Consider the following 11,662-nt stretch of genomic DNA (forward strand, 5'->3'; position numbering starts at 1 on the left):
TGTCTTGGGCATCGCCGCTTCCCTCGACGCTGATGTGTATGCTTGTGGTGGCAATGTAACCGGATCGCGTTGCTCACCTTCTTTTTACATTATTTATACGGCAACAGCTTTTGACTCTTTGTGTGATCTTGTATAAGAACAAAACAGGAACACATAAGAGGATGCCATGCGGTATGAAACATTAAGAGAGCAGATTATTGCGTTGGAGCTGGGGCGAAGCGAACGCCAGCTTTTGCCTCTCGGGCTGGCCGCGATTGACGGTGCATTGCAAGGAGGGCTGGATCTAGGGGCCATACATGAAGTCACAGGTCCGGCGGCTGTTTTTTTTACTCAATTGATTATGCGGCATAAAGGAGGAGGGGCGTTCTGGCTGACAACCAGAAGCCCGAATGAGGAATATTACCCGCCGGGGATGGCGCAATATGGCGGCCGACCGGAAGATTTCATCGCGATCTGCCTGCCGGACACACGGGACTTGCTGAAGGTTGCCTATGAAGTATTGGCGGCAAATGTGGCGGGCTGTGTGCTGCTTGAGGTGCCAAAGCCGCTCACCCAGACGCAAATGCGAAAACTTCAGATTGCCGTGCAGAATACGGACACCCTGGGCCTTGTTACCAGGCTCGCTCATGCGGGGATGGCCTCCCCAGAGCAGGAAGGTTCATGTGGGTCCGCAATCACCCGCTGGTATGTGACGGTTGTGGACTGGTCCCATGAGAAAACGCAGATCGAGTTATATCTGGTAAAGAATCGACGCGGGTCTCCGTGTCGCTGGATCGTGGAGATTGACCATGCAACGCATGATTTGCATCTGGTTTCCGTTTCTTGAAAGTGAAAGACTGATCCGGCAAAACCATGATCTTGCACAGAGACCGTTTGCCCTGATCATGCGGGAGGCAAACCGTGCCTTCGTATCGGCATTGAGCCGGAATGCGGAAAATATGGGGTTTGCGCCGGGCATGAGCCTGGCTGATGTGCGCGCCGCCGCTCCCGATATGCTCTACTATGATGCAGACCCGATGCAGGATATCCGGTGCCTGCAGGGACTATTGCGCTGGACAAGCCGGTTTACGCCCCGTGTTTCGCGTGGTGGCGGACATAACCTGTATCTGGATATCGCCGGCGCGAGTCATCTGTTTGGTGGCGAAGACGCCCTTCTGGATACACTGGAAACACAGCTGAACGACTTTGGGTTTGCGGCCCGTCTTGCTTTGGCGGACAGTAAGGCCGCCGCCTGGGGGTTTGCCCATTTCGGGAAGAGTAAAAGCAATATTACCGCCGAGAAATTACAGGACGCAGCAAACGACCTGCCGGTCGAGGCACTACGGCTGTCCTATGCCTCCACTGCTCTCTGCCAGAGGCTGGGGTTGAGAAAAATCAGGGATTTGAGGGCGTTGCCCCGCGTGACCCTGACCAACAGGATTGGTCTGGAAGGAATAAACCGGCTTGACCATTTCTTTGGGCGCCGCGCTGAGGTGACAGAGTTTGCGCGTTATAAAAAGAGATTGATGGAAGAGGCGCAGTTTTTTGATCCTCTGGCGACAAATGCCGGTGTGGAGGCCGCGTTGGAAGAGCTGCTTGAAAAGTTATGTCATCGCCTGTCCGGGATGCAGCAGGGAATTCGCAAGGCGCGGCTGCAGTTGGAACGGGTTGACCATGGAACCATGTCTTTCTCCATTCAACTCACACGGCCGAGCATTGATGTAAACCTTTTGAAGCGACTGTTCCTGCATCATTTTGACCAGATTGACGTCGGGTTCGGCATAGATCGGCTGATCCTGATTGCGGAGCAGGCGGCACCGCTCACCCTGCATCAACTTTCCCTGGAAAATTCTAAAGTCCAGAACCGGGAACAGGATATGGAGCGTTTGATTACTGAACTGTCGAACATGGTCGGCTACCGGTATATTCATCGGTTCTTTCCGGCGGACAGCCATATCCCGGAGCGCGCCTTCAGTCGGGAGGCGGCGCTTTATGCATCCAGATCTCAACGCTGGATACGGTCATCCGGCAAACGACCACTTCGGATCCTGAAAAAGCCGGTCTCTGTTCTCCTGCATGACGGTATTGAAAAGAAGGCACCTGAAACGGTTTTCTGGCATGGCCATAAATGTCATCTGACGCCGCTGTCGGGGCCGGAGCGGATAGAGCCGGACTGGTGGCGGAATGACCCTGACTGGCGGAACGGGCCCCGTGATTACTGGTGGGCAAAGACACACTTCGGGGCGTTGTTCTGGCTTTACCGGGTGACCGATGGAATGAAGACACAATGGTTTGTTCATGGGTTGGGGAGTTAACCAATGCTCCGCTTTGCCGAACTGCATACAACAACAAATTTCACCTTTTTGGAAGGGGCCTCCCATCCGGAGGATTATGTCCGTCGGGCGAAGGAGCTGGATTTGGAAGCGGTCGCCATTACGGATAGCAATTCTCTCGCGGGTGTTGTCCGGGCCTATGCGGAAGCGAAAAAAATTGGCCAGCGGATTATTGTCGGCGCGGAACTGCTTTTGTCTGACGGGCAATGTCTGGTTGCCCTGCCGACAGACCGGAATGCTTATGGACGGCTGTGCCGTCTGATAAGCTGCGGGCGGCGGCGGGCCGAAAAGAGCCAGTGCCTGATCCACAAGGAAGATGTGCTGGAATGGGCGGAAGGGATGATTTTCATCTTGCAGCCACCGGAGGAAATCGACGGTCATTTCGAAGAATGTTTGCGCTACTGGGTTGCTGAATTGGGATCAGCCCTGTATCTGGCGGCAGAGAATTTACTGTTGGGCCATGATGAGTTGAGGCTGGCCCGACTGCATGAAGTCGCGCAGGCGCATAAGGTGCCGCTTGTTGCCAGCAATCATGCCGTGATGCATAGGCCGGAAAATCGCCCGGTCGCGGATATTCTGACCTGTATCCGTGAGCATTGCACCATTGATGAGGCCGGCACCCGCCTGCAGAAGAATGCGGAACGACATCTTAAAAGCACGGAAGAAATGCTGGAGCTTTTTACCGGATATGAGGAGGCAGTCCGCCAGAGCCAGCAAATCAGCCAGAAAATCAGCTTTTCCCTGGATGAGCTGAAATATGAGTATCCGGAAGAAGTGTCAAACGGGCAGGATCCGCAAACGGAACTGGAACGGCTTGTCATCCATCGGTTGCCCGCCCGATACCCGGCGCATTTATTCCCACACGGCGTTCCGGAGAAGGTAGCAGAGCTTATTCAGCGGGAGTTGTCTGTTATCAAGGAACTAAACTACGCCCCCTATTTCCTGACCATTTATGACATTGTCAAATTTGCGACGGAACAGGGAATCCTGTGTCAGGGAAGGGGCTCCGCGGCCAATTCGGTGGTTTGTTATATTCTGGGTATTACCTCCGTTTCGCCGGAACGGCTTGATATGGTGTTTGAGCGGTTCGTTTCCGTCGAGCGTAACGAGCCGCCGGATATTGATGTAGATTTCGAGCATGAGCGCCGTGAAGAGGTCATCCAGTATATCTATGAGAAATATGGCCGGCACCGCGCCGGTTTGTCGGCAACGGTGATCTGCTATCGTGCCCGTTCGGCCATTCGCGAAGTGGGCAAGGCGCTCGGCCTGTCGCAGGATACCTTGGCTTCCATGACGAGCCTTGTCTGGGGCTGGTCAATGTCGGACCGGGGTACAAGCCGCGCCCAGATAAAGGCGGCGGGCCTTGACCCGGATGACAGGCGACTGGCGCTTTGTGCGGAGTTGAGCCAGAAGATCATGGGCTATCCCCGTCATCTGTCCCAGCATGTGGGCGGCTTTATCATTACCAAGTCACGCCTTGACGAAATTGTCCCCGTCGAAAATGCGGCAATGGAAAACCGCACCGTTATTGAATGGGATAAGGATGACATCGATACATTGGGAATTTTGAAAGTTGATGTGCTGGGGTTGGGCATGCTGTCCTGCATTCGTCGGGCTTTTGCGCTATTGAAGAGCCATTACGGCATTTCCCACACGCTGGCCTCTCTGCCCGAGGGAGATACGGCGGTCTATGATATGCTGTGCAAGGCCGATAGCGTTGGGGTCTTTCAGGTGGAAAGCCGGGCCCAGATGTCCTTCCTGCCACGCATGAAACCGCGCAATTTTTATGATCTGGTGATTGAGGTTGCGATTGTCCGCCCCGGACCTATTCAGGGCGACATGGTGCATCCTTATATCCGCCGGAGGAATGGGGAGGAAAAAGCGGTTTATCCCTCAAAAGAACTTGAAGGTGTTTTGGGCAAGACACTTGGTGTGCCGCTTTTTCAGGAGCAGGCCATGCGGATTGCCATTGTCGGTGCCGGGTTCAGCCCCGGTGAGGCCGATCAGTTGCGTCGTGCCATGGCGACTTTCCGCAAGATGGGCACGATTAATTCATTCCGGGACAAGTTTATCCGGGGGATGGAAAGGAATGGCTATGATACTGAGTTTGCAGAACGATGCTTCAAGCAGATTGAGGGATTCGGTGAATATGGCTTCCCCGAAAGTCATGCGGCGTCATTCGCGTTACTTGTGTATGCCTCGGCCTGGCTGAAATGCCATCATCCGGATGTCTTTGCCTGCGCTTTGCTCAATTCCCAGCCGATGGGGTTTTATGCACCTGCACAGATTATCCGTGATGCCCGCGAGCATGGGGTGACGGTGAAGCCAGCAGACGTCAATTACTCGGCGTGGGACAGCATCCTGGAACCAGGAGAGAGCGGGTTGGTGCTGCGTCTGGGTCTGCGTCAGGTCAAAGGCATGAATGAGGGGGACGCGGACTGGATCGTTGCGGCAAGGCAGAACGGATATGTTACCGTGCGTGATTTATGGTTGAGGGCCGGCGTGAAGCCTGCGGTTCTCAAACGGCTGGCGGATGCGGACGCCTTTTCTTCCCTTCATCTGGATCGACGGGAAGCGCTGTGGCAGGCCAGCGGGATCAAGGGCGAGAAACCGTTGCCATTGTTTTCATATGCGAGAGAAGATGAGCAGGGGATGGAACCAGATGTAATTTTGCCAGAAATGCATGTCGGTGAGAATGTGTTGCAGGACTATCGTTCTCTTCGACTGAGCCTGCGGGATCACCCGATCAAGCTTCTCCGGCCGCAGTTTCCAGGCACAATGAAATCCAAATCCCTGCTGTCAGTTTCAGATAAGCAGCGCGTGAGTGTAGTGGGTCTTGTTCTCGCCCGTCAGCGACCAGGCACGTCCAAAGGGGTGGTTTTCATGACGCTCGAAGATGAGGATGGCAGCATTAATATTGTCGTCTGGCGCAAGGTATGTGAACGGTACCGACGAGCGGTGATGACCGGACGGCTGGTTCAGATTTCCGGGGTAATTGAACGCAAAGATATTGTGACCCACCTGATTGCAGATCGCATTACGGACTATTCATCCTATCTGGAAAAACTGGGTGATGAGAATTTCCTCAAAAAAGCATCCAGAGCCGAACCGGTGAAGAATCGCCCGGTGAGCCTGCATAAACACCCGCGTGATATGATAAAAGCCCTGTTTCCTTCAAGGGATTTTCATTAATCTGGAACACCGCTACTGTTTCTTGAGAAAAACAACGCCCGTCAATAATTTTATCAACCAACCAGTTGGATGATATTGACAAAATTTAGATTTATAAGTTAGCTTTGTGAAACGGTTAGGGGCAACAACAAAACATAACTGCGATAGGGGTAAACTGTGGCACCATTGCTTGAAGTAGACAGCCCGGCTCTGTTGATCGTTGATATGCAAAATGATTTCGTGCGTCCCGGCGCTCCCTTGGAAGTACCGGATGCCCGGACAACAATCGCGCCGCATCAATCTCTCATTTCCGCATTTCGTTCCGCCAAGCGCCCGATTTTTTACACCAAATTCCTTTCCACACCCTACAGGTCGCTGCTCTGGAACTGGTCCCCGGAATGTGAAGAAGACACGAAATGTTGCTGGAAAGGTCATCAACGGCTCTATGAAGATCGAAACGAGCCTCTTGAATGTACCGACATCATCAGTGAAATTTATCCAGAGGCCGGGGATCATATTATCGAGAAGTTCGGCTATGGCGCCTTCCATGGCACAGCCTTGGCAGACATGCTTCACTCGCTGGATATAAAATCGGTCATCGTCACCGGTACAGTCACACAAATATGTGTCGAGGAAACAGCCCGGGAATCCTTTCACCATGGCTTCAAAACGGTCATGGTTACGGATGCCGTTTCATCATTTGCCCCGAATCTGCAGGCCGCTACACTGGAAAATTTCGCCATGAAATTTGGCTGGGTCGCCACCGCCGAAGATGTACTGACACGGATGAAACATGCGTAGCCCGTTCACATCCTTACTCAGCAGCAAATACGGGATAATTGTCCTGTTGGGACTGACGGTGCTGTTCGCCTTTATATTCGTGCCGGAGTTCGGGACGGTAAATAACCTTACCAACATTGCCATCCAGTCCGCGCCGCTGGCGATCCTGGCAATTGGCCAGACGGTCGTTATCATTGCCGGCCTTATCGACCTCTCGGTCGGTATGCTGCTCGGCCTTATCGTCGTCATCATCGCAGACCTTATGCAAGGGGAGTCAAGCATGACGGTCGTTGCCATTCTGGCCGCCCTTGGACTGGGTGGTGGTGTCGGGATGATCAACGGCCTGCTCAATAACCTGCTTCGTATTCATCCGCTCATATTGACATTCGGGATGCTCAGCATCCTGCAAGGCTTGATCTTCGTTTATACGGACAGGAGTGTAGGGCAGGTATCGTCCGAGTTTTCCTGGATGGCTAACGGGACAGTCATAGGGGTGCCGTTTGCCATCATCTTGCTGATGTTTGTCGCGCTCCTCACTTCATTCCTGTTGTATAAAACACGCCTTGGCGCCCATATCTTTGCGGTCGGCGGCGGGGAAGAACAGGCCCGTCGCGCGGGCATCATGACGGGGCGGGTCAAGATTTGGGCCTTCATTATTTCCGGGGTATCCGCGGGCGTGGCCGGTATGCTGGTCGCGGGACGTCTCGGGACCGGATATCCCAATGCAGGTGTCGGATATGAACTTGACGCCATTGTTGCCGTTGTTTTGGGAGGCACCTCACTCGCTGGCGGCCGCGGCAGCATACTCGGGACCATTGCGGCGGTTTTTGTTCTCGGTGTTGCCAGCAACATATTGAATCTTATGGAAATATCGTCCTTTGTTCAGATTTTCGTTAAGGGTCTGATCGTCGTCATTGCCATACTCCTCAACCAGCCAAAAAGGATTATCGCGTCATGAGCGACAGAATGGGCGCCGAGATAGATGGGGTTCAGACGAAAATCTGGCGATGGGCCAGTTCCAACGCAATCTGGGTCGTTCTGGCCTTGCTGTTCGCGATTGCGGCGCTTCTTTCTGATGCATTTCTGCGCCCTGTCTATATTTTCAATGTCGTCCGTCAGGCGGCGCCGGTCGGGATTGCTGCTATCGGGGTGACCCTGGTGATGATCCTCGGGGGGGTTGATCTGTCGGTCGGGGCGGTTATTTCCCTGACGGCTGTCTTAACGGCTGTACTGATGGATGGCCAGGTAGCAAACATTCCTCTCGCCGTGACGGTCGCCCTCGCGGCCGGGGCCTGTATCGGTGGGATCAACGGGACCCTGATTGCCTATAACCGCATTTCGCCGTTCATTCTGACACTTGGAATGGCAGTCGTGGTGACGGGCATGACACAAATCTATTCCGGGGGAACAGCGCGAGGGATCGTCTCTCCTGGGTTCCGGGAATTCTTCAACTACAGGATTGGCGGAATCGTCCCCGTTCTTGCGCTCACCTTTCTTGGACTCGCGCTGCTGGGCGTAAGGTTACAGCAAACAACAAAATTCTGTCGCAATCTTTATCTTATCGGGAGTAACCCTCAGGCCGCGGAGCTTTCCGGGCTGCCCGTCAAAAGAATAACCATTTTCGCCTACGCCCTTTCCGGTCTGATGGGGGCAATGGCGGGCATCGCACTGCTGGCCCGTTCAGGGGTTTCGAGCACATTTGCTGGCCGCGGGCTGGAGTTTGATGTACTGGCCGCGGTCATCCTCGGCGGCACCACATTCCAAGGCGGCCGTGGCGGGATTGGCGGCACGATTGCCGCTGTATTTGTTCTGTTGATTGCGTTCAATTTAGTCAACATCGTTGGGCTTGATTACAACGCTCAACTTATCGTCAAGGGCGCCATAATCATTATCGCGTCTTCAGCATACATCTACTTTAAAAAAGTGCGCTAGGTATGCAGTGCACGTAACACAATAAGGGGAAGGCAATGAGAAAACTTATCACATTTGTCGGAAGCACCTTGGTCGCGATCGGGCTGTTGTCTGGTATGACAGTAGCTGCTGATGATGCCCGGGTTATGCAGGAAAAGCAGGCCGCCGAGATGGTTGATACGACTGCATATAAAAAGGATGGGCCCTACAAAATTGGTGTTGCTGCCGGATATATGGGCAACTCCTGGGTTGTGTTCACACTTCAGCATATCCGGTATGAGGCCTCGCTTCATGATGAAATTACCGAAGTGCTGGTAACGGACGCGGCCTTTAATCCGACCAAGCAGGTTGCGGATATCGAGGACCTGATCAGCAAGGGCGTTGACCTGATCCTGTATTGGCCGGTTGATGACAAGGCGATTGAAGGTGCGCTTCAAAAAGCGAAAGAAAAGGGCATCCCGACTATCAATACCGGTGGGGGTTTTGTCGACAGCCCGTCGGTGACGGCAAGTGTCTTCATCGATCAGTGGAACCTCGGAGAAATGGTGGCGCGTCGTCTATTCCAGGATATGGGCGGAAAGGGCAAGATTTTTGCCATGCTTCCCATTGCCGGAACGACAGCGGCGGTTGACCAACTCGCGGCACTTAAAGAAGTTATGAAGGAGTATCCAGATATCGAGCTGTTGACGGCCGAATATGGTGACTGGAACCGGGCGAAAGCCAAGCAGATTACTGAAAATCTCCTACAGAAATATCCTGAGATTGACGGTGTGTTCTCTCCGGCCGGACAGATGTCTATCGGTGTGGCCGAGGCGTTTGACGAAGCTGGCCGGCTCGGCGAAGTCGTTATGTCACCGGGAGATGAGTATAATGGCTGGCTGAAATGGGTTCGCGCAAATAACCAGGGCGGCGCCGTTACCTTCCCGACACGGGTTGGTCAGGAATCGCTGCGTCTGGGGATGCGGATTCTGCGTGGCGAAAGTGTCCGTAAGGGCATGAAGGTTCCGTCAGAATATATCTCACCGGGTGCGGCGGGTGTTTATGCGGAAATGGATCGTCCGGATGACTGGTGGGCCAGCGAGCTACCGGAAGAATGGAAACCGCAATAAGCGAGTAAAGCGCACACAAAGGGACGAATATGTTGCTTGAAATCAAAGGATTGACGAAGCGATTCCCTGGTGTGTTGGCACTGGAGGGCGTGGATTTTACTGCCGAGGCAGGCGAAGTCCACGCTCTTGTCGGTGCCAATGGTGCCGGAAAAAGCACCTTGATGAACCTGTTGTCCGGTGTCTTCCGGCCGACTGAAGGCGAAATAGCGATCGATGGTAAATCTGTCCAGCTCTCGTCACCAGGCGTGGCTGTCAGTTGCGGCGTCAGCACGGTTTACCAGGAATTCAGCTCGATCCCGCAATTAACGGTCGCCCAGAACATCTTTCTGGGGCGGGAACCATGCGGGAAATCCGGTATACTCAGTCATAAAAAGATGTGCGCAGACGCTCGCGCTATACTGGATAAATATAATCTTGGGCTGGATGAAACGAGTTTGGTCGAGGAATTGTCCGTCGCCAATTTGCAATTGGTTGAAATTGCACGGGCTCTGTCAGTGGAGTCCCGAATTCTCATTCTTGACGAGCCTACAGCGGTTCTATCGCTTCCCGAACAGGAAAATCTTTTCCGGATTATTGAACAGCTGAAACAGCAGGGAATGCTGATCCTCTATGTATCGCATCGCATGGAGGAAATATTCTCAATTTCCGATCGGGTTACCGTCCTGCGCGATGGCAGAAAAATTGATACTGTTCGGACGGCGGATATCTCGCCGGCGGATATCATCCGGATGATGATCGGTCATGATATAATCCAGTCCTCCGGCCTCGCCGCGGCGGCAGGGGGAGAGCCTATTCTGGAGGTCAAGTTTAAGGACAGCCGTCGTGGTTTCAAGGTCATAAAGGGCGAGATCCTTGGCGTCGCCGGCCTTGTCGGGGCAGGGCGCACCCGTCTCGCGCGGAAGCTTATCGGGCTTGAAGGCAATGATGAAATGGACATCATTCTGCACGGGAAGAAAGTTAATCCCGGTTCGCCGCAAGACGCTATTCAGCACGGCATTGTTTATCTGACCGAGAACAGGAAATATGACGGCCTGTTCGCCAACCTTTCGGTTCTAAAGAATACGACGGCGTCCGCACTGGAAAGATTTTCCTCGTTCGGCTTCCTGCAGCAGAAGAATGAAAGAGAGGCCGGCACCGAGATACTCGATCGGCTGCATCTTGTCGCAAGCTCTGTTGACGTTCCGATTAACGAACTTAGCGGGGGAAACCAGCAAAAGGCGATTTTCGGCCGTGCCTTGCTTTGTAATCCCAGTGTCCTGATATGCGATGAGCCGACCCGGGGGGTCGACGTCGGCGCCAAGGAAGAAATCTATCAATTGCTGGTCGGGCTCGCCGAACAGGGGGTTGCTATTATATTTATATCGTCTGAAATGAAGGAACTGTTTGCCGCGGCGCATCGCTTGCTGGTTCTGCATGAAGGTGACATCGTTGAGGATTTGCCGACCGATCAGCTGACCGAAGAGAAAGTGCTTCAGGCGGCCACCGGCACACTGAACTGAACATGACTGATTTATATTTTGAAGGGTCCGAAATGACTGAGGGTATCAAGCTGAAACTGGCTGTCGTGCAAATGGATTGCGCCGTTAGAGATGTCACGTCGAATTTGCAGAAAATTGACAGGTTCGCGCAGACAGCGGGCGCGCAGAATGTCAATCTCGCCATATTCCCCGAGTGTGCGACAACAGGGTATTTTATCTCCGAGGATCTGGCGGATCTTGCAGAGCCAACAGATGGACCCACGGATCAGAAGCTTTCTGAAATCGCGGCCAGGGCTGGCATTCATCTTGCGGTGGGGACGGTCGTTGCAGACGGTGGTAAGTTTTATAACGCGCAGGTAATTTTCTCGCCTTCCGGGAAACGGTTGGCCACATATTACAAGGCGCATTTATTCTCGACGGAACGTCTCTCTTATGAGCTTGGAAATACCCCGACAGTTGTCGATACCGATCTGGGGCGTATCGGCATGACGATTTGCTATGACATGATTTTTCCGGACTACTTTCGAACCCTCGTCAATAAGGGGGCGGAGATCGTGATTAACAGCACGAACTGGATCGGCGACTCTTACCAGCAGGATGTCTGGGGTTGGAGTGGGGTGACGACGCAAGGTATGGCGGCCACAAGAGCGTTGGAGAACGGCGTGATCGTTGCGATGGCCAACCGTACAGGTAACGAGATGGGTTTTGACAGCCTCGGCCATTCCTGCATTATCGCCCCTTCTGGCCATATCCTGGCCTCGATACCCAAGGGCGAAGATATCGCCATAGCAGATATTGATTTTAAGGGTGAAGACCTGGAGAAATGGCGCTCGATCGCGACCTATCGCCTGGACCGGCGACCGGAGCTCTACGACTGATATGCTTTCGCTGTACATCATAA

Annotated in this window: 9 protein-coding genes; all 9 read left to right on the forward strand. The window is 53.5% G+C overall.

Annotated features, from left to right (window positions below; genetic code table 11):
- Positions 1-166 precede the first annotated feature (166 nt).
- The 9 genes from J0X12_RS06170 (at position 167) to J0X12_RS06210 (ending at position 11,639) form a co-directional block, all read left to right on the forward strand.
- Positions 167-826: an ImuA family protein gene (locus J0X12_RS06170; protein WP_207043320.1), complete on the forward strand. Its 660-nt coding sequence runs from the start codon at positions 167-169 to the stop codon at positions 824-826.
- Positions 789-2,294: a Y-family DNA polymerase gene (locus J0X12_RS06175; RefSeq protein WP_207043321.1), complete on the forward strand. Its 1,506-nt coding sequence runs from the start codon at positions 789-791 to the stop codon at positions 2,292-2,294. The genes J0X12_RS06170 and J0X12_RS06175 overlap by 38 nt, the downstream gene beginning before the upstream one ends.
- Positions 2,295-2,297: 3 nt before the next feature.
- Complete coding sequence (locus J0X12_RS06180) at positions 2,298-5,504, forward strand: error-prone DNA polymerase (RefSeq protein ID WP_207043322.1); 3,207 nt, start codon at positions 2,298-2,300, stop codon at positions 5,502-5,504.
- A gap of 156 nt (positions 5,505-5,660) precedes the next feature.
- Complete coding sequence (locus tag J0X12_RS06185) at positions 5,661-6,284, forward strand: isochorismatase family protein (RefSeq protein WP_207043323.1); 624 nt, start codon at positions 5,661-5,663, stop codon at positions 6,282-6,284.
- Positions 6,277-7,221 carry an ABC transporter permease gene (locus J0X12_RS06190; protein ID WP_207043324.1) on the forward strand — a complete coding sequence of 315 codons (945 nt, stop codon included), beginning with the start codon at positions 6,277-6,279 and terminating at the stop codon, positions 7,219-7,221. Before J0X12_RS06185 ends, J0X12_RS06190 begins: the two co-directional genes overlap by 8 nt.
- Positions 7,218-8,195 carry an ABC transporter permease gene (locus J0X12_RS06195; RefSeq protein ID WP_207043325.1) on the forward strand — a complete coding sequence of 326 codons (978 nt, stop codon included), beginning with the start codon at positions 7,218-7,220 and terminating at the stop codon, positions 8,193-8,195. The genes J0X12_RS06190 and J0X12_RS06195 overlap by 4 nt, the downstream gene beginning before the upstream one ends.
- 35 nt (positions 8,196-8,230) lie before the next feature.
- Positions 8,231-9,283, forward strand: a complete 1,053-nt coding sequence (locus tag J0X12_RS06200; RefSeq protein WP_207043327.1) for a substrate-binding domain-containing protein — start codon at positions 8,231-8,233, stop codon at positions 9,281-9,283.
- A 29-nt stretch (positions 9,284-9,312) separates the two neighbouring features.
- On the forward strand, positions 9,313-10,782 hold the full coding sequence (locus J0X12_RS06205; RefSeq protein WP_207043334.1) for a sugar ABC transporter ATP-binding protein: 1,470 nt from the start codon (positions 9,313-9,315) through the stop codon (positions 10,780-10,782).
- 32 nt (positions 10,783-10,814) lie between these two features.
- Entirely contained in the window at positions 10,815-11,639 is an 825-nt protein-coding gene (locus J0X12_RS06210) for a carbon-nitrogen hydrolase family protein (protein WP_207043335.1), read from the forward strand.
- The last annotated feature ends 23 nt before the right edge of the window (positions 11,640-11,662 follow it).

It is taken from the genome of Sneathiella sedimenti, from assembly GCF_017313765.1.
Lineage (GTDB): Bacteria > Pseudomonadota > Alphaproteobacteria > Sneathiellales > Sneathiellaceae > Sneathiella > Sneathiella sedimenti.

What these genes read in the sequence shown, in the direction of transcription:
- J0X12_RS06210 (WP_207043335.1), top strand. Translation starts at nt 10,815, where the DNA reads ATGACTGAGGGTATCAAGCTGAAACTGGCTGTCGTGCAAATGGATTGC.
- J0X12_RS06190 (WP_207043324.1), top strand. Translation starts at nt 6,277, where the DNA reads ATGCGTAGCCCGTTCACATCCTTACTCAGCAGCAAATACGGGATAATT.
- J0X12_RS06195 (WP_207043325.1), top strand. Translation starts at nt 7,218, where the DNA reads ATGAGCGACAGAATGGGCGCCGAGATAGATGGGGTTCAGACGAAAATC.
- J0X12_RS06170 (WP_207043320.1), top strand. Translation starts at nt 167, where the DNA reads ATGCGGTATGAAACATTAAGAGAGCAGATTATTGCGTTGGAGCTGGGG.
- J0X12_RS06180 (WP_207043322.1), top strand. Translation starts at nt 2,298, where the DNA reads ATGCTCCGCTTTGCCGAACTGCATACAACAACAAATTTCACCTTTTTG.
- J0X12_RS06175 (WP_207043321.1), top strand. Translation starts at nt 789, where the DNA reads ATGCAACGCATGATTTGCATCTGGTTTCCGTTTCTTGAAAGTGAAAGA.
- J0X12_RS06205 (WP_207043334.1), top strand. Translation starts at nt 9,313, where the DNA reads ATGTTGCTTGAAATCAAAGGATTGACGAAGCGATTCCCTGGTGTGTTG.
- J0X12_RS06200 (WP_207043327.1), top strand. Translation starts at nt 8,231, where the DNA reads ATGAGAAAACTTATCACATTTGTCGGAAGCACCTTGGTCGCGATCGGG.